Below are 17,259 nucleotides of genomic sequence, written 5' to 3'. Positions count from 1 at the left end.
CTCGATCCTGCCACCCCCCACTGACAACGGGGCCACGGCGGGGTTGTTCCCCGCACCGTTCCCCGTACCGGCTGGTCCGGACGGGTGCACCCGGGCCACCCGCCCAGTAAGCTGTATCGACTACGTTCGGACCTTACTCGGACCCCGCTGAGCCGTTTTGAGCCGTTACTGAGCCGTTTCCCGGAGACCCCGTTGCCCAGCCCCTACCGCGCCCTGTTCGCCGCCCCCGGCTCCAGGGGCTTCTCCGCCGCGGGCTTCCTCGGCCGGATGCCGCTGTCGATGATGGGCATCGGCGTGGTGACCATGGTCTCGCAGCTCACCGGGCGGTACGGGCTGGCCGGGGCGCTCTCCGCCACCATCGCGCTGGCCGCCGCGGTGTGCGGCCCCCAGGTCTCCCGGCTGGTGGACCAGTACGGGCAGCGGCGGGTGCTGCGGCCCGCCACCCTGGTCTCGCTGGCCGCGGCGGCCGGGCTACTGCTCGCCGCGCACCTGCGGTGGCCGGACTGGGTGCTGTTCGTGTGCTGTGCCGGCATCGGCTGTGTGCCCAGCCTCGGCGCGATGGTGCGGGCCCGCTGGGCGGCCCTGTACCGGGGCACGCCCCAGCTGCACACCGCGTACAGCTTCGAGTCCGTGATCGACGAGGTCTGCTTCATCTTCGGGCCGATCATCTCCATCGGGCTGTCCACGGCCTGGTTCCCGGAGGCGGGGCCGCTGCTGGCCGCCTGTTTCCTGGCGGCCGGCGTCTTCTGGCTGACCGCGCAGCGCGCCACCGAGCCGGAGCCGCATCCGCGTGACCGGGGCAGCGGCGGCAGCGCGCTGCGCTCCAAGGGGCTCCAGGTCTTCGTCGGCACCTTCGTGGCCACCGGCGCGATCTTCGGGTCGATCGACGTGGTCACCGTGGCGTTCGCCGAGGAGGAGGGGCACAAGGCCGCCGCCAGCCTGGTCCTCGCCGTCTACGCGGCCGGGTCCTGCGTGGCGGGCATGGTGTTCGGGCTGCTGCGCTTCGCGGGACCGCCCGCGCGCCGCTGGCTGCTGGGCGTCTGCGCGATGGCCGTGAGTATGATCCCACCCCTACTGGTCGGAAACCTGCCGTCTCTGGCCGTGGCGCTGTTCGTGGCGGGCCTGTCCATCGCTCCGACGATGATCACGACGATGTCCCTCATCGAAGAGCACGTACCACGCGCACAGCTCACCGAGGGCATGACCTGGGTGAGCACCGGCCTCGCGGTCGGCGTCGCGCTCGGCTCCGCCGCGGGCGGCTGGGTGATCGACGCGGCGGGGGCGAGCGCCGGGTACGGGGTTCCGGCGGTGGCCGGTGCCGTCGCGCTGGCGGTCGGTTTCCTCGGGTTCCGCCGGCTCGAACGGCCGGCCGCGGGTCGGGGAGGCATCGTTGAGCAGCACAGCGAGCGTGAGCGGCAGGAACGGCACCTGGCGTAACTGGGGCGGCACCGTCGCCGCCCGCCCCGCGCGGGTGATCGCCCCCGCCTCGGCGGAGGAACTGGCCGAGGCGGTGCGCCGGGCGGCCGAGGAGGGACTGCCGGTCAAGGCCGTGGGCACCGGACACTCGTTCACGTCGATAGCGGCCACCGACGGACTGCTGATACGCCCCGACCTGCTGACCGGCATCCGCCGCGTCGACCGGGCGGCGATGACCGTCACGGTGGAGGCCGGCACACCGCTCAGGCGGCTCAACCTCGCCCTCGCGCGCGAGGGCCTGTCGCTGGCCAACATGGGCGACATCATGGAACAGACCGTCTCCGGGGCGGCCGCCACCGGCACCCACGGCACGGGGCGCGACTCCGCCTCGATCGCCGCCCAGCTCCGGGCCCTGGAACTGGTCACCGCCGACGGCTCCGTCCTCACCTGCTCCCCGGACCGGAACCCGGACGTCTTCGCGGCCGCCCGCATCGGCCTGGGCGCACTGGGCGTCGTCACCGCCCTCACCTTCGCCGTGGAACCGCTCTTCCTGCTCACCGCGCGCGAGGAACCGATGCCGCTGGACCAGGTCCTGTCGCGGTTCGACGAACTGTGGGCGGAGAACGAGCACTTCGAGTTCTACTGGTTCCCGCACACCGGGAACACCAACACCAAGCGCAACAACCGCAGCGCGGGCCCGGACCGCCCGGTGCGGCGGCTGCGGAGCTTCTACGAGGACGAGTTCCTCTCCAACGGCGTCTTCCAGGCCGCCAACTGGGTCGGCCGCGCGGTACCCGCCACGGTCCCGGCCATCGCCCGGATCTCCAGCAGAGCCCTGGGCGCACGCACGTACACCGACATCCCCCACAAGGTCTTCACCTCACCGCGCCGGGTGCGCTTCGTGGAGATGGAGTACGCCGTTCCGCGCGCGGCCGTGGTCGAGACGCTGCGCGAGCTGAAGGCGATGGTGGACCGCTCCCGGCTGCGGATCAGCTTCCCGGTGGAGGTGCGCACCGCCCCGGCCGACGACATCACGCTCTCCACCGCGTCGGGCCGGGACAGCGCCTACATCGCCGTCCACATGTTCCGCGGCACGCCCTACCGGCCGTACTTCACCGCCGCCGAGCGTGTTTTCACCGCGCACGAGGGCCGGCCGCACTGGGGCAAGCTGCACACCCGGGACGCGGAGTACCTCTCCCGGGTGTATCCGCGCTTCGGTGAGTTCACGGCGTTGCGGGATCGTCTCGACCCTGACCGCCGGTTCCGGAACGACCACTTGCGGAGGATTCTGGGGCCGTAGCCGAGGCGGTGGGGTCCTGGGCGGCGGCGTCGCCGGAGCCGTCGCCGTCCACACCGGCGGTGGCGCTCGGCGTCGGCGTCGGCGACGGGGAGGACGTCGTACCGCCGCCCGGCGCGGACGTGGCGCCGTCGGACGCGGCCGCCGGGCCGGACGGGGTGGCCGCCGGGGTGCCGCCCGTGCCGGACCCGGTGGACTCCCCCGGGCCGGGTGAGCCCGTGGAGCCGCCCCCGTCCCCCGTCCCGCCCGAGTCACCGGAGTCCGAGGAGGAGGAGCCGTTGTGGCCGGAGAGCGCGTCGCCCACCGTCGTACTGCTGCCGCCGCTCAGGTTCTGACCGGTGATCAGCTCGTAGGTCGTGATGCCGCCCATGGTGACGCCGAAGACGACGGCCGCGGCGACCACCGGCCGCCGCCAGCTCCTGACCCGCGCCCGGTAGACCGTGCCCGCGCCGAACTCCCCGGAGCGGGACGGGCCGCCGGCCACCCGGGGCTGCTCGGCGGTGCGCCGGACCTTCAGCTGCTCGCCCGTACGCCGGAAGAAGTGCTGGAAGAGCGTGCCGCCGCAGGTGGCGACGACGCTGACCACACCGGCGCCGAGGATCGTGCCGTACACCCCGAAGGAGGCGGCGAGTTTGGCGGCCACCACGGCCGCCAGGGCGCTGCCCGCGACCTGGGGCACGCTCAGGTCGATCCGCCTGCCCGAGCCGCCCTCGGTGTTGTTCTCCGTGACGTCGTCAACGGACCTTTCCCGCATCACCGGACCTTGCCTGTCTTTTCCGAACGTGAGCCGACAACTGCACGAGAAGGGGACGTACGGGCGAAACCTTTAGTTCCGTTTCTGGTGATTACGTGAAGTACGCCACCCGAAAGATCCAGGTACCGGGCGGGAACGGGCCCGGCGGCCCTTCCCGGTGGAAGTCGGGCGGCGCGCCGATCCACGCGCGTGGCCCGAATGGAGTACTGTTGCGAGCCCTGGGTCCGGTCTCCCGTCAGGGGGTTCAGGGCCTGAAAGGACCGCCGGGAGGGGGCTAGTTGCACTGGGTGACTAAAGTGGTCACTTAGCGTTGCGAATAGGTAACCGTGCCATAACGGCGATCCAGGGCCCTCGCCCGACACGCCGGGCAACTCGGCAAGGTTGTGGCAGGCTGCACCCGGGCAGGCCACACTCGACAGAGCGGAAGCAGCGACGCACGTGACGTCGGCAGGCACCACCCGGGAGGTCCCCATGCCCGAACTGCGTGTCGTGGCCGTCTCGAATGACGGCACACGGCTGGTGCTGAAGGCTGCCGACGCGACGGAGTACACGCTTCCGATCGACGAGCGCCTCCGTGCCGCCGTACGCGGCGACCGTCCTCGCCTCGGCCAGATCGAGATCGAGGTGGAGAGCCATCTCCGCCCCCGTGACATCCAGGCGCGTATACGAGCCGGCGCGACCGCGGAAGAGGTCGCGCAGATGGCCGGCATCCCCGTCGACCGGGTCCGCCGCTTCGAGGGACCCGTCCTCGCCGAGCGCGCCTTCATGGCCGAGCGGGCCCGCAAGACCCCCGTCCGCCGCCCCGGCGAGAACTCCGGTCCGCCGCTCGGCGAGGCCGTCCAGGAGCGGCTGCTGCTGCGCGGCGCCGACAAGGACACCGTCCAGTGGGACTCCTGGCGCCGCGACGACGGCACCTGGGAAGTGCTGCTGGTCTACCTGGTCGCGGGCGAACCGCACTCGGCGAGCTGGACCTACGACCCGCCCCGGCGGCTCGTCCAGGCCGTCGACGACGAGGCGCGCGCGCTGATCGGCGAGTCCGACGACCTCGCCGCGCCCGAGCCCAGCTTCCCGTTCGTGCCGCGCATCGCCCGGCTGCCGCGCGACCGGCCGCTGGACCGGCCCGGCGACCGGGAGCGCGAGCGGCCGGGCCTGCCGGCGCAGCCGGCCGAGCCGGTCGCCGAGGAGAGCGAGCGGGACTCGCTGACCAGCCTCCTTGAGGCGGTGCCGAGCTTCCGGGGCGACCTGGTCGTGCCCGAACGCCCGTCCGCCGCGCCCGAGCCCGTGGAGGAGCCGGCCGAGGAACCGGAGGCCGAGGAGCCCCCGGCCCCCGCCGCGTCGGCCGGGGCAGGCTCCGCGTACGCCGATGTGCTCATGCCGCGTTCGGTGGGCAGCCACCGGGACCGGCTGGTCGGCTCCACCGACCGGCAGGCCGAGGCCGACGGGGTCCGGCCCGGGCGCCGGGCGGCGGTCCCGAGCTGGGACGAGATCGTGTTCGGGACGCGGCGCAAGAAGCAGGAGTAGACGGGCTGCCGTACGGCCCCCGGGTGAGGGCCGCTCTCCTGGAGAGCGGCCCTCGCTCATGTCCTCAGCGCGGGTCCGGTCCCACGGCGACCGGCCGCTCGGGGTCCGCCGACCACTCCGACCACGACCCCACGTACAGCGCGGCCGGAATGCCCGCCACCGCGAGGGCCAGCACCTCGTGCGCGGCGGAGACGCCCGACCCGCAGTACACGCCGACCTCGGTGTCCCCGGCAGCGCCCAGTTCCGCGAAGCGGGCGCGGAGTTCCCCGGCGGACCGCAGCCGCCCGTCCGCCGCGACGTTCTCGGCCGTCGGGGCCGACACCGCGCCCGGGATGTGCCCGCCGACCGGGTCGATCGGCTCGACCTCGCCCCGGTAGCGCTCGCCCGCGCGGGCGTCCAGCAGCAGACCGGTGCGGGCCAGTTCGGCGGCGCCGTCCGCGTCGAGCAGGCCGGTGGCGGCCGGGGCCGGCTCGAAGTCGCCGGGCGCGGGCACCGGCACGTCGGTCACGAGCGGTCCCCGCCAGGCCGGCAGTCCGCCGTCCAGGACCCGCGCGTCGGGGTGGCCGGTCCAGCGCAGCAGCCACCAGGCACGGGCCGCCGCCCAGCCCTGCCCGCCGTCGTAGACGACGACCGGCCGCCGGGCCGACACGCCCGCCCGGCGCATCGCGGCGCCGAACTCCGCGAGGTCGGGCAGCGGGTGCCGGCCGCCCGGCCCCGGCGGGGCGGCGAGTTCCCGGTCCAGGTCGACGTAGACCGCGCCGGGGAGATGACCGGCCGCGTACTCGGCCCGGCCGTCGAACGGCGGCTCACCGGCCGCCTTGGCCGCGCTGAGCTGCCAGCGGACGTCGAGCAGGACCGGCGGGTCGGTGCCCGCGAGGTCGTCGGCGAGGTCGGGTGCGGAGATGATGGCGTTCATGGCCACCATCCTGACGCACCGTCTGGCCGACACGTCGTTGTCGGGTTAACCTGCCCGCCGGGCAGCCTCGATCACGAGGCGTACGGGATCGGGCACATGCTGTACAGCCAATCGGCATCCGTCAACCAGCGTGCGGAAACGGACAGCGCGGCGAGAGCCGGCACGTTGCCGTACGGCCACGGGGTCCGTCAGTGCGGAAGCGACCGGCCACCGCGAGGGGCCGAGAGAAGAGCGACGATGACCGAGTCACGGGGACGGGCCGGCCGCGACGGCGACCAGCGCGCCCGGCGCCCGCCCGGCACACCGTGCTGGGTGAGCCTGATGGTGCACGGCCTGGACACCACCCAGGAGTTCTACGGAGCGCTGTTCGGCTGGGAGTTCCGGCCGGGCCCCCAGCAACTCGGCCCCTACGTACGGGCCCTGCTCGACGGACGGGAGGTGGCCGGCATCGGCCGACTGCCCCGGGACCGGCATCTGCCCGTCGCCTGGACGCCGTACCTGGCCTCCGACGACGTGGACCGGACGGCCTGCGCCGTCCGGCTGTGCGGCGGCACGATCGGCGTGGGGCCGCTGGACGCGGCCGAGGCCGGGCGGATGCTGATCGCCTCCGACCCGGCCGGCGCCGTCTTCGGCGTCTGGCAGGCCGCGGCCCACCTCGGCACGGCCGTCAGCGGGGTCCCGGGCACGCCCGCCTGGAACGAGCTGATCACCTACGAGGCGGCGGGCGCCGCCACGTTCTACGGGACCGTGTTCGGCCACGCGCCGAAGACGGTGTCCGCCGCCGGCCCCGTGACCCTGCACGTCGGCGGCCGGCCCGTCGCCGCTGTCCGCGGCGTGGGCGACGCCCTGCCCCGGGACCGGGGGCCGCACTGGGTGACGTACTTCGAGACGGCCGACGTGGACGGGGCGGTGGCGCGGGTCGTCGGCCTGGGCGGGCGGGTCCTGGAGGCGGCCCGGGAGGGGGCGTGGGGGCGGGTGGCGATGGTGGCGGACCGGGAGGGGGCGCGGTTCGCGTTGCTCGAAGGGCGGGGGTGACGGGGCGTGCGCCCTGTGGGGGCCTTTTCGACTCGCACGAGGTAGAGATGGTCCGCCTCGGCCGGTAGGGCGTGTCCGGTCGCCCGTTCGACCGCGCCGGCTCGCCCTCGTAGGCCCCGGTGTCCTATCCCTGACCCACGGTGCGAAGTAGCTGCTACAGCTGGGACGCCAGTTGCCCTGAGGATTCGAGGGTGGCGTGCCGGTTCTCGGTCCGGGCGGCCGGTGTGGCTGCCGCGTCCGCACTCGCCCTCACACTCGCACCGCCACCCGGAGCGGTCCTTGATGGCCTGTGAGATGACCGGTCAGGTGTCCGGGTAGCGGTCGCGGTTCTCGGGTCGGATCAACACGCGGGGGTCACCGCTCCGTGGCGTCGAGCCGGCGGGGGACCGTACGGAGTTCGCGGAGGTTCGGGATGTGGTTGTGGAGGGTGCCCGGGGGCACGCCGAGGAGTGTGGCGATCGAGGTGATGGAGCGGCCGGGATGGGGCAGCAAGTCGCGGGCGGCCTTGATGACTTCCTCGGTGGCGACGGTGGGGCGCCCGCCGGGCGTGGTCGTGTCGAGCGCTTCGTGCAGCGAGGTGAAGCCGATCCCGCGCTCGCGCAGTTCGGCGACCATGTTGATGAGGTCCTGGAGGCTGCGGCCGTAGCGGTCGAGCTAGGGGACCAGGAGGGTGTCGCCAGCGTCGAGGAAGGCGTGGCACGCCTTCAGCTCCGGACGGAGCGCGGTTTTGCCGGACTTCTCGTCCGCGAAGATCTTCCGGCACCCGGCGGTGGTGGGGGCGTCGACCTGCCGGTCGAGCTTCTGCCCGCCGCTGGACACCCGCGCGTACCTGATCTTGATCTCGGTGCGGACGAGCGGCTCGGCGACGAGGAGTTCGGAATGGGGCAGACCTTTGCGGTACAGGCCGCCTGGCTGGACGGTCTGGCGTGCGGGTGGTGATGGCACGGCTCGGCGGTACTGCCGGGAGTGTGGTGATCCGCTCCCGAGACGTTGGCGTTCACGTCCCTTTGAGGATCCGGACGCTGACGAAGTCGATCGCGCACCGCGACCGGTCCAGTCCGCTGCGGGCACCGACTTCGTCCAGGACCAAGGCGGTGGAGCTTGGCCCATACCCGGGCCTCGGTCCATTCGTCACAGGTGCGTCGCCCGGCGTAGCAGACGGTCGATGTTCTCGCGGCTGCGTCTGTCGGTGGGGGTCTGGACGACGAGGCGGACGCCGGGGTGGTCGGTCAGTTCCATGCTGGTCGCACGCAGGCTCACTTCGCCGATCCCCGTGATGTCGTAGCGCTTGTCGCACAGGTGCGGTGGAGCGACGTCGTGCGTGGCCCAGAGCCGGGAGAACAGCGGGCTGGCGGTGCACAGACGGGCGACGAAGTCCTGCCATCGCGGGTCGCCCGCGTTCTGGCTGTAGCGATAGCGGAACCCTGCCACGGCCTCGGGCGCCTGCTCGTCGCGGTTGACGACGCGGGGTTGCCCCTCCGGTGCCGCGAAGAGCTGCCAGAGGGTGTTGCGCTTGCCGGGCGGAGCACTGACCAGAGCGGGGTGCAGGGCCGCGTACGCGCGGTTCCAGTACAGCACGTCGGTGCGGGCGTCGACCAGCATGGCGGGCAACGGGTCCAGGGCTCCCAGGACGCTGTCGAGGTGGCCGGGGAGCTCGGTCGGCGGATCACTGATGGCCGGAGGCTGGGGGACCTCGGCCAGACGGTAGAGGTGGTCACGCTCGGCGGCGCTCAGAAACAGCGTGCGGGCCACCGCGTCGAGCACCTGGGAGCTGACGTTGATCGGCCGCCCCTGCTCCAGCCACGTGTACCAGGTGATGCCGACACCGGCCAGCTGGGCGACCTCCTCGCGGCGCAGTCCGGGGGTGCGCCGACGGACTGTCGCGGGTATGCCGACGTCCTCGGGTGAGATCCGCGCGCGTCGTGAGCGCAGGAAATCCCGTAGTTCGGTCCGGTTCGTGGTTGTCGGCACAGGTCCACTGTGCCAGAGCCGGGAGGCGTCGGCCTGGTGCTGCCAGTACCAGTATCAGCAGGCTTCTGGCACCGGTGTCAGCACAGGCGCAGGCTCGTACCGCCTGTGCTCCTCAGGACTTTCCGGGACGTCTTGCACGACGTTCCGAAGGACGGCTACCCAGATGAACGGACGACGAGTTCCATGAGCAACGCATTTCACGACAAGGTCGCGGTCGTGACGGGTGGAAGTGCCGGTATCGGGCATGTCACCGCGCGGAAGATCGCCGAAGGGGGCGGCACTGTCTACATCACGGGACGGGACCAGGACGCCGTGACGGCGGCGGCCGCGGACATACCGGGTGATGTCATCGGGGTGCGGGCCGACTCGCGCTCGACCGACGACCTCGACCGGCTCTTCGCGCAGGTGGAGCGGCGCAGCGGCCGGCTGGACGTGCTGGTCGTCAACGCGGCGGCGATCGCGACCGCACCGCTGGGAACCATCACCGAGGACGTCATCAGGACGGTCTTCGACGTCAACATCACCGGCACGATCATGACCGTCCAGAAGGCGCTGCCGCTGCTGGCGGACGGTGGTGTCATCGTCCTCACCGGCTCGATGGCCGCTCACAAGGCGTCGCGCGGGCGGAGTCTCTACGCGGCTTCCAAGGCCGGGGTCCGCGCTCTCGCCCGCACCTGGGCCCTTGAGCTGACCCCACGCGGGATCCGGGTGAACGTGGTGAGCCCGGGCCCGACGGATACGCCCGGTATCGCGCAGCTGGCCGCCACCGCCGAGGAACGCGAGGCGCTCATCGCCACGATGGGCACCGGGACCCCGATGACCCGGGCCGGTACCGCGGAAGAGGTCGCCGCAGTGATCTCCTTCGTCGCCTCGAACGCGGCCTCCCACGTCAACGGCGCCGACTACCAGGTCGACGGCGGTTACGGCCAGGTCTGACACCCTCGCGGGGCCGTCACGGACTACCTGGACACGGCCGAATGCAGGCGTCAGTGCGCTGACGCCGTTCTCGTACCCGCGGCGGGTCTTGCGCTGGGCCGGGACCGCCGGGGCGCCCTGAGCGCCGTCGAGCGGCTGGCAGCGGTTGAGGAGTACCTGCACGAGTGGCGGGGCGGCGGCCGGCGGATGCCGCACGGATATGAGACCCGGCTGCGCTCGGAGGGCCGCCGGCCCAGTCTCGTCGAACTCCAGATGTACGCGGAGTACACACCAGAGCCGGCCTTCGTCCACGAGAAGGCCCACGTCGTCGGCCACCCGCTCAACGAAGCCGCCGACTCCCTGGCCAGGCTCGGCCTGCGTGCCCTGCGCGGCATGGTGCCCGCGAGCGAGGTCCCCAGGCTGGCCCCGCTGTGGGCGGGCGGAGCACTGGCCGAGTACCGGCGGAACCGGGGCGGGCGAGGATGACGCCGGCCCGCGTTTCGCGAGGGGGGTCGATTCACGACCTCTACCAGGACGACGGCTTCACCCACGTGCCTACTGACTGACAGGACATCGTAGTCCCAGTGACCACACTCAAGTACGGGCTGCCGTTGCCAGCCGTGCTGGTGACCGACCCGGACGACGACTCTCCTACCGCTGCCGCTGCTCCAGAGTGACGGCCCCGCGCAGCGCCTCCGCCGCGTCGGGTGCGGGCGGGCCGGCTGCCACTGGCCGCGGTGTCCGGTGTACGGGTACCAGCGGGCGTCGGTGCCCCAGCGCGGTTCCACGTCCTCTCCGACCAGGCGGAGCCGGCCCCGGGTGCGCGGGAGGAGGGGCGGGGCGCCGCGGCCCCTGATGCGTACCTGGGCCAGTTGTTCGCGGGCGGCGCGCTCGCTGTCCTGGTCGGGTGGGGCGTGGCGTCCAGGGCGGAGAGCGCGCGGGCGGGCCGCCGTACCGCCACGCGGTGCTCGCCTGGGCGACCTGACCGCGCGCCTGGTGCGAGCTGTTCATCAGACGTTCGAGGAGGTACGGCTCTGCTTCCGCGTCGTGCGCCGCACGGTGTCGTGCCAGACGTCGGCGTCCGGCCACAGCAGGGTGTCCGGCCGGGGCGCGGGGTCGGGGCGGGTGCCGTGACGGGCGGCCGACGGAGTACGGGGCAGGGAGAGCAAACTCGCGTGACGGACCGTTTCGCGCCGACCCGGGAGCCGGGAAGGGAAGGTTCGGTCAGGAAGGGGGGGTCAGCCAGAGACGATGGGCAGGACATCCGGCGACAGCGTGCCGGCGTGCGCGGAGGCACTCGTCATACGGCGCCGGTGGTGGCGGCGGCACAGCACCTCGTAGCCGACCTCGTCCAGGGACTGGTCCACGTCGCCGACGACCACCTGGGCGCCCTCGACGACCATGACACCGCCCACCGTGCGGGCGTTGTGCGTGGCCCGGGCCCCGCACCAGCACAGGGCCTCGACCTGGAGCACCTCGACCCGGTCGGCCAGTTCCACCAGGCGCTGGGAGCCGGGGAACAGCTTGGAGCGGAAGTCTGTGGTGATGCCGAAGGCGTAGACGTCCAGGCCAAGGTCGTCGACGACGCGGGCCAGCTGGTCGATCTGGTCCGGAGCCAGGAACTGCGCCTCGTCCGCGATGACGTAGTCCGCCCGGCCGCCCCGGGAGAGGTGGTCGACGAGGTAGGCGTACAGATCGGTGCCGTCCTCGACCTCGACGGCGTCGGTGACCAGGCCGAGGCGGGAGGAGAGCTTGCCCTCGCCGGCCCGGTCGTTCCGGGTGAAGATCATGCCGATGAGGCCGCGTGCGGAGCGGTTGTGCTCGATCTGGAGGGCCAGGGTCGACTTCCCGCAGTCCATCGTTCCGGAGAAGAAGACCAGTTCGGGCATGGTGGGGCGGGCACCTTTCGGGGGACTTCGGCGGTTCAGGTACGTACTTCGAGGAGCGGGACCAACTGCTCGGCGGGGGTCATCGAGCCGTGGTTGCCGACCATCGCCGACTCGTTCGGCTCCCGGTCGGAGGCGATGAGCAGGACGTCGTCCCGGGCGGCGGCGATGACGTCGCCGATGCGGTCGTACACCCGCTCCTCGACGTGCGGGCCGAACCAGCCCGCCCCGATCGCCTCGTCGCGCGAGGCCACCCAGAACTGCTCGCCGAGCACCTCGCGCCAGCAGGCGAGGACGTCGCCGTGGGCGCCCGGTACGGCGTAGACGTGCCGGGCGCGGCCCTCGCCGCCGAGCAGGGCGACGCCGGCCCGCAGCTCCCAGTCGGCGTCGAAGTCGATGCGGTGCTCCTCGTCGAAGGGCACGTCGACCATGCCGTGGTCGGCGGTGACGTAGAGGGCGGTGCGCGGCGGGAGCTGTTCGGCCAGGCGCTGGACGAGCCGGTCGACGTGGGAGAGCCGGCCGCGCCAGGTGTCGGAGTCGACGCCGAAGCGGTGACCGGCGCCGTCGACCTCCGAGTAGTACGTGTAGACGAGGGCGCGGTCGGCGGCGGCCAGCCGCTCGGCCGCCAGGTCCATGCGGTCCTCGCCGGACTCCCGTCCGAGGAAGGTGCCGCCGCTGAGCGCGACCTTGGTCAGCGGCGTGTTCTGGAAGGCGGGGGCGGAGACCTGCGCGGCGTGCACGCCCGCGGCGTGGGCGAGCTGGAAGACGGTGGGCCGGGGCTGCCAGACGTGCGGGTCGGTCCAGGGCTGCCAGCGGAGCTGGTTCATCAGCTCGCCGGTGGCCGGGTCCCGGACGGTGTAGCCGGGCAGGCCGTGGGCACCGGGGGGCAGGCCGGTGCCGACGGAGGCGAGGGAGGTCGCGGTGGTCGCCGGGTAGCCGGCGGTGATGGGGCGGCCGGTGCCGCCGCGCGAGCTGCCGAGGAGCGAGGTCAGGAAGGGGGCGTACTCGGGGTGGGCGCGCAGCTGCTCCCAGCCGAGGCCGTCGATCAGGAAGACGCAGTTCCGGTCGGCGGGGGCCAGTTCCTCGATCGCGGCGGTCATGCCGGGGACGTCCATGCCGGCGGCGAGCGTGGGCAGCAGGTCGGCCAGGGAGCCGCTGCCGTACTCGGGGACGGGCGCGGAGTCGACGGGGAGGGGTTCGGGGTGGATGTCCCAGGCGGTGGACCGGTACATCAGTGCGCGGTGTCCGCGGTCGCCTCGGAGAGGGCCTGGGCGAAGGCGAGGGCCTGCCGCACGGTCTCCGGGCCGTCGCCCGCCTCGCTGACGCGCAGGCTGAGGTCGTCGGCGGTGGAGCTGCCGGTGTAACCGTGGTCGGCCTCGCAGTTGGGGTCGCCGCAGGCGGCGGGCTCCAGGTCGATGCGGGCGACGGCGCCCCAGCCGATGGTCAGCACGATCTCGCGGGGCAGGGTGCCCGGCTTGTACTGCTCGGGGTTGGCGACCACCCGGCTGACGACGATGGACGAGATCCGGCCGATCTTGACGGACTCCGTGGACGTCGTGGCATAGGGCGACGGGGAGGTGTCGTCGGCGGCCTGCTCGTCGGTGTGGCTGACGATGAAGCGGTTGCCGGTGAGGACGAGCACCGTCACGTGCCGCCGCACCTCGTTCTGGTCGAACGTCGTCTCCTGGTGGACCAGGTACGACCGGACGGGCTCGCCGCCCACGGCGGCTTCCACCGCCTCGGCCACGAGGGCCGGGTAGTAGCCGCTGCGCTCGATCGCCGCACGCAGCCCCTGGGTCGTCGTACTGGTCTTGGCCATGCCGTCCATCCTACGGGGACCCGCTGACTGCCCGGCACGGTCGTGGACCTCCGGGACCGCCCCAGGCCGTGGGCCGTGGGCCGCAGACCCTGGGCGGTGGGCCGCGGGCCGTGGTCAGTACGCCGGGAGCGTGCGCGGGCCCAGGTCGTCGCGGGCGGGCGGCGGCGCCAGGCACACGGAGGCGCCGAGGACGCTGAGGCCCCGCGGGGCGACGACCACCGGTTCCAGGGTGACGGCGACGACCTCGGGGTGGTCGTCGACCAGGCGGGAGACGCGCTGGAGCAGTTCCTCCAGGGCGGCGGTGTCGACCGGGTCGGAGCCGCGCCAGCCGAAAAGGAGCGGAGCGGTACGTATCGAACGTATGAGCGATGCCGCGTCCCGGTCGGTGACCGGGATCAGCCGGTGCGCCGTGTCGCCGAGCAGCTGGGTGGCGGCCCCGGCGAGCCCGAAGGAGAGCACGGCGCCGGCCGCCGGGTCGATCACCGCCCGTACGACGGTGTCGACGCCGCGCGGTGCCATGGCCTGTACCACGGGCCGCAGCTCGGCCGGGGTCCCGAACAGCCCGGTCAGCTCCTCGTACGCGCGCCGCAGCTGTTCCTCGTCGGCCAGGTCGAGGCGTACGCCGCCCAGGTCGGCCCGGTGGCGCAGGTGGGGGGCGGTGGCCTTCAGGGCGACGGGCCGGCCCAGGGCGCGCGCGGCGGCGACGGCGGCGTCGGGGGTGGGGGCGGGCAGGGCACGGTGGACGTGGATGCCGTAGCGGCCGAGCAGTTCGCAGGTCTCCTCGCTGCCGAGGGTGAGGCCCTCGCCGCGCGCGAGGAGGCGCTCGATCAGCTCGGCGGCGCCCTTCTCGTCGACGTCCTCGTACTCCGGCACCTTGCCGGGCTCGGCGGTGTCGCGGCGCCAGCGGGCGTAGGTGACGGCCTGGGCGAGGGCCCGGACCGCGCGCTCGGCGGCGGGGTAGGCGGGGATGAGGTGGGTGCCGTCCGTGGGCTTCCCGGCGGGGGCGGGGGCGGGAGCCCGCTCGGGCGGGACGGAGGGCTTCGCCGCCGGGGCAGGGGTGCGGTCGGCCGTCGCGGGCGGGGGTGTGTCCGGGGATGTGTGCGGCGTCGCCTGCGGGGCCGCGGGCGGGGGCGTGTGCGGTGCCGCAGGCGGGGCCGTGCTCGTGGCCGCAGACGGGGCCGTGCTCAGGGCCGTGTGCGGGGCCTCAGGCGGGGTCGCAGGCCGGGTCGCCTGCGTGGCCGCGGAGGGGGGCGTGTGCGGTGCCGTGTGCGGCACCGCAGGCGGGGCCGTGCTCGTGGCCGCCGACAGGGCCTCCGCCAGGCCGCCCAGTTCGACGTGGACCACCAGGACGGGCTTGGCGGGAGCCTCGACGGTGGCCGCGCGCAGGGACTCGGCCAGGGCGGCGTCGCCGGCCGCTCCCTCGCCGAGGGCCGGGATCGCGGTCACGACCACGGCGTCGCACGCGTCGTCGGCGAGCGCGGCCGAGAGCGCCGCACGGAAGTCCGCCGGTGACGCGGCCGTCGTCAGGTCCAGCGGGGGCAGCGGTCGCAGCCCCTCGGACAGACACGCGTCGTGGGTGAGCAGGCCCAGCGACTCCGAGTTGCCCAGGATCGCCACCCGCGGCCCGGCGGGCAGCGGCTGCCTGGCCAGCAGCAGCCCCGCGTCGACCAGCTCGGTGATCGTGTCGACGCGGATCACGCCGGCCTGCCGCAGCAGGGCCGAGACGGTCGCGTGCGGCAGCCGGGTGGCGCGTACCGGGTGCCCCTGCGGGGCCGTGCCGCCGTGCCGGGCGCCCTGCACGACGACCAGCGGCTTGACCGCCGCCGTGCGGCGCGCGAGGCGGGTGAACTTGCGCGGGTTGCCGATGGACTCCAGGTACATCAGGACGACGTCGGTGTCCGAGTCGTCGTACCAGTACTGCATGACGTCGTTGCCGGAGACGTCGGCCCGGTTGCCGGAGGAGACGAAGGTCGAGACGCCGGTCACGCCGGTGACCCCGCCGCCGCGCCGGTGCAGCCGGGAGAGCAGGGCGATGCCGATGGCGCCCGACTGGGCGAACAGCCCGATCCGGCCGGGGCGCGGCATCTCGGGGGCGAGGGAGGCGTTGAGCCGCACCCCGGGTGAGGTGTTGACGATGCCGAAGGCGTTGGGGCCGACGATCCGCATGCCGTACGCGCGCGCGTGCCGCACCAGGGCGCGCTGGCGCTCACGGCCCTCGGGGCCGCTCTCGGCGTACCCGGCGGAGACGACGACCAGTCCCCGCACGCCGTGCCGGCCGCATTCGGTGACGACCTCCCGGACCTGCTCGGCGGGGACAGCGACGACCGCGAGGTCCACGGGCCCGTCGATCTCCCCGACCGAGCGGTGGGCCGCCACTCCGTCCAGCTCCGTCCGCTCCTTCTCGAAGGCCCGGTTCACGGCGTACAGCCGGCCGGTGAAACCGGCGTCCCTGATGTTGCCGAGGATGCCCCGGCCCACACCGCCGGGGGCGCGGCCGGCGCCGATGACCGCGACGGAGCCGGGGGTGAGCAGCCGCCGTACGGAACGGCCCTCGGCGCGCTGTTCGCGCGCGTACTGCACGGCGAGCGAGCGGTCGGTGGGTTCGAGGCCGAACTCCAGGCGGACGACGCCGTCCTCGAAGCTGCGCTTCTGGGTGTACCCGGCGTCCGTGAACACCTTGATCATCTTGGTGTTGGCGGGGAGCACCTCGGCGGCGAAGCGGCGGATGCCGCGCTCGCGCGCGACCGCGGCGATGTGCTCCAGGAGCGCGGAGGCCACGCCGCGTCCCTGGTGGGCGTCCTGGACGAGGAAGGCGACCTCCGCCTCGTCGGCCGGGCCGTGTGCGGGCGTGCCGTCGGCGCCGATCCGGTCGTAGCGGACGGTGGCGATGAACTCGCCGCCCACCAGGGCCGCGAGCCCCACGCGGTCCACGAAGTCGTGGTGCGTGAAGCGGTGGACGTCCTTGGCGGACAGCCGGGGGTAGGGCGCGAAGAAGCGGTAGTACTTAGACTCGTCCGAGACCTGCTCGTAGAAGCTGACCAGCCGCTCGGCGTCGTCGGCGGTGATGGGGCGCACGCGCGCGGTACCGCCGTCGCGCAGCACCACGTCCGCCTCCCAGTGGGCGGGGTAGTCGTGCCGGTCCGACGCGGTCTGCATGAGGCCCAGCGTACGGCCCGGGTACGACAACGGCCCGGGGCCGTGGGGGGGGGCCGAGCGGGAACGGGCCGGTGGGACACCGTATGGAAGACTGGTCTAGACAAGCCTGCACAACTGAAGGGCAGCAACACATGGCTGAGCGCCGCGTCAACGTCGGCTGGGCCGAGGGTCTCCACGCCCGCCCCGCCTCCATCTTCGTCCGGGCCGCCACGGCCAGCGGCGTCCCGGTGACGATCGCCAAGGCCGACGGCAACCCCGTCAACGCCGCCTCCATGCTGGCCGTCCTGGGTCTGGGCGCCCAGGGCGGCGAGGAGATCGTCCTCGCCTCGGACGCCGAGGGCGCGGACGTCGCGCTGGACCGTCTGGCGAAGCTGGTCGCCGAGGGGCTCGAGGAGCTTCCGGAGACCGTCTGAGCCGTCGCGCGCGCCAAGGCGAGCCGTGCCGACCCTTCGGGGCCGGCACGGCTTTCGCTTTTCCGGCACCGGGCGTCGGTAATCGGCCGCGCCCTCTCGGGAAAAGCACGCGGGGACGACAATAAAACGGCAGCAGAAAAAGACCCCGCCGAATAACCCC

At 73.4% G+C, this 17,259-nt stretch carries 15 protein-coding genes and 2 pseudogenes; 7 read left to right on the top strand and 10 right to left on the bottom strand.

Going from position 1 to position 17,259, the window contains the following annotated elements; translation table 11 throughout:
- Window positions 1–192: 192 nt before the first annotated feature.
- Both ACZ3IG_RS13995 and ACZ3IG_RS13990 read left to right on the top strand, forming a co-directional pair.
- The gene (locus ACZ3IG_RS13995; RefSeq protein ID WP_467431825.1) at window positions 193–1,437 is read left to right on the top strand and encodes an MFS transporter; all 1,245 of its coding nucleotides are present in this window, start codon (window positions 193–195) and stop codon (window positions 1,435–1,437) included.
- Window positions 1,391–2,716 (top strand): D-arabinono-1,4-lactone oxidase, encoded by a 1,326-nt coding sequence (locus tag ACZ3IG_RS13990; protein WP_467431824.1) that lies wholly within the window; start codon window positions 1,391–1,393, stop codon window positions 2,714–2,716. Before ACZ3IG_RS13995 ends, ACZ3IG_RS13990 begins: the two co-directional genes overlap by 47 nt.
- Here ACZ3IG_RS13990 and ACZ3IG_RS13985 read toward each other — a convergent pair.
- Entirely contained in the window at window positions 2,640–3,467 is an 828-nt protein-coding gene (locus tag ACZ3IG_RS13985; RefSeq protein WP_467431822.1) for a hypothetical protein, read from the bottom strand. The two genes, ACZ3IG_RS13990 and ACZ3IG_RS13985, sit on opposite strands and share 77 nt — an antisense overlap.
- A gap of 471 nt (window positions 3,468–3,938) precedes the next feature.
- Here ACZ3IG_RS13985 and sepH point away from each other — a divergent pair, with 471 nt between their 5' ends.
- On the top strand, window positions 3,939–4,988 hold the full coding sequence (gene sepH, locus ACZ3IG_RS13980) for a septation protein SepH (RefSeq protein ID WP_467431820.1): 1,050 nt from the start codon (window positions 3,939–3,941) through the stop codon (window positions 4,986–4,988).
- 64 nt (window positions 4,989–5,052) lie between these two features.
- Here sepH and ACZ3IG_RS13975 read toward each other — a convergent pair whose 3' ends face one another.
- Complete coding sequence (locus ACZ3IG_RS13975; RefSeq protein WP_467431819.1) at window positions 5,053–5,904, bottom strand: sulfurtransferase; 852 nt, start codon at window positions 5,902–5,904, stop codon at window positions 5,053–5,055.
- 237 nt (window positions 5,905–6,141) lie between these two features.
- Here ACZ3IG_RS13975 and ACZ3IG_RS13970 point away from each other — a divergent pair, with 237 nt between their 5' ends.
- Window positions 6,142–6,939: a VOC family protein gene (locus tag ACZ3IG_RS13970; RefSeq protein WP_467431817.1), complete on the top strand. Its 798-nt coding sequence runs from the start codon at window positions 6,142–6,144 to the stop codon at window positions 6,937–6,939.
- 354 nt (window positions 6,940–7,293) lie between these two features.
- On the opposite strand, the pseudogene ACZ3IG_RS13965 reads toward ACZ3IG_RS13970, so the two are convergent.
- The 3 genes and pseudogenes from ACZ3IG_RS13965 to ACZ3IG_RS13955 all read right to left on the bottom strand — a co-directional run bounded on the left by ACZ3IG_RS13965 (window position 7,294) and on the right by ACZ3IG_RS13955 (window position 8,910).
- A pseudogene (locus tag ACZ3IG_RS13965) lies at window positions 7,294–7,884 on the bottom strand (recombinase family protein).
- Between the two features lie 58 nt (window positions 7,885–7,942).
- Window positions 7,943–8,081: pseudogene (locus ACZ3IG_RS13960) on the bottom strand (IS5/IS1182 family transposase); the annotation flags it as partial.
- The gene (locus ACZ3IG_RS13955; RefSeq protein ID WP_467431815.1) at window positions 8,071–8,910 is read right to left on the bottom strand and encodes a helix-turn-helix transcriptional regulator; all 840 of its coding nucleotides are present in this window, start codon (window positions 8,908–8,910) and stop codon (window positions 8,071–8,073) included. The gene ACZ3IG_RS13955 and the pseudogene ACZ3IG_RS13960, both read right to left, overlap by 11 nt.
- Before the next feature lie 183 nt (window positions 8,911–9,093).
- Between ACZ3IG_RS13955 and ACZ3IG_RS13950 the strand changes: the two genes are divergently transcribed.
- Both ACZ3IG_RS13950 and ACZ3IG_RS13945 read left to right on the top strand, forming a co-directional pair.
- Window positions 9,094–9,846, top strand: a complete 753-nt coding sequence (locus ACZ3IG_RS13950; protein WP_467431813.1) for an SDR family NAD(P)-dependent oxidoreductase — start codon at window positions 9,094–9,096, stop codon at window positions 9,844–9,846.
- Between the two features lie 186 nt (window positions 9,847–10,032).
- Window positions 10,033–10,311 carry a hypothetical protein gene (locus ACZ3IG_RS13945; protein WP_467431812.1) on the top strand — a complete coding sequence of 93 codons (279 nt, stop codon included), beginning with the start codon at window positions 10,033–10,035 and terminating at the stop codon, window positions 10,309–10,311.
- 524 nt (window positions 10,312–10,835) lie between these two features.
- Here the strand turns inward: ACZ3IG_RS13945 and ACZ3IG_RS13940 are convergent.
- The 5 genes from ACZ3IG_RS13940 to ACZ3IG_RS13920 all read right to left on the bottom strand — a co-directional run bounded on the left by ACZ3IG_RS13940 (window position 10,836) and on the right by ACZ3IG_RS13920 (window position 16,686).
- Window positions 10,836–10,994 carry a hypothetical protein gene (locus ACZ3IG_RS13940; protein WP_467431810.1) on the bottom strand — a complete coding sequence of 53 codons (159 nt, stop codon included), beginning with the start codon at window positions 10,992–10,994 and terminating at the stop codon, window positions 10,836–10,838.
- 69 nt (window positions 10,995–11,063) lie between these two features.
- Window positions 11,064–11,714, bottom strand: coding sequence for a thymidine kinase (locus tag ACZ3IG_RS13935; protein ID WP_467431809.1), 651 nt, complete (start codon window positions 11,712–11,714; stop codon window positions 11,064–11,066).
- Window positions 11,715–11,749: 35 nt separating this feature from the next.
- Window positions 11,750–12,943 (bottom strand): alkaline phosphatase family protein, encoded by a 1,194-nt coding sequence (locus ACZ3IG_RS13930; RefSeq protein ID WP_467431807.1) that lies wholly within the window; start codon window positions 12,941–12,943, stop codon window positions 11,750–11,752.
- On the bottom strand, window positions 12,943–13,539 hold the full coding sequence (locus tag ACZ3IG_RS13925) for a DUF5998 family protein (protein WP_215170084.1): 597 nt from the start codon (window positions 13,537–13,539) through the stop codon (window positions 12,943–12,945). Before ACZ3IG_RS13925 ends, ACZ3IG_RS13930 begins: the two co-directional genes overlap by 1 nt.
- Window positions 13,540–13,644: 105 nt before the next feature.
- Window positions 13,645–16,686 carry a bifunctional acetate--CoA ligase family protein/GNAT family N-acetyltransferase gene (locus ACZ3IG_RS13920; RefSeq protein ID WP_467431805.1) on the bottom strand — a complete coding sequence of 1,014 codons (3,042 nt, stop codon included), beginning with the start codon at window positions 16,684–16,686 and terminating at the stop codon, window positions 13,645–13,647.
- 131 nt (window positions 16,687–16,817) lie between these two features.
- Between ACZ3IG_RS13920 and ACZ3IG_RS13915 the strand changes: the two genes are divergently transcribed.
- On the top strand, window positions 16,818–17,099 hold the full coding sequence (locus tag ACZ3IG_RS13915; RefSeq protein ID WP_151477559.1) for an HPr family phosphocarrier protein: 282 nt from the start codon (window positions 16,818–16,820) through the stop codon (window positions 17,097–17,099).
- The last annotated feature ends 160 nt before the right edge of the window (window positions 17,100–17,259 follow it).

It is taken from the genome of Streptomyces sp. NPDC016677 (assembly GCF_055562815.1).
Note: the sequence above shows the minus strand (reverse complement) of the source record. Positions and strands in the feature narration are given on the sequence as shown.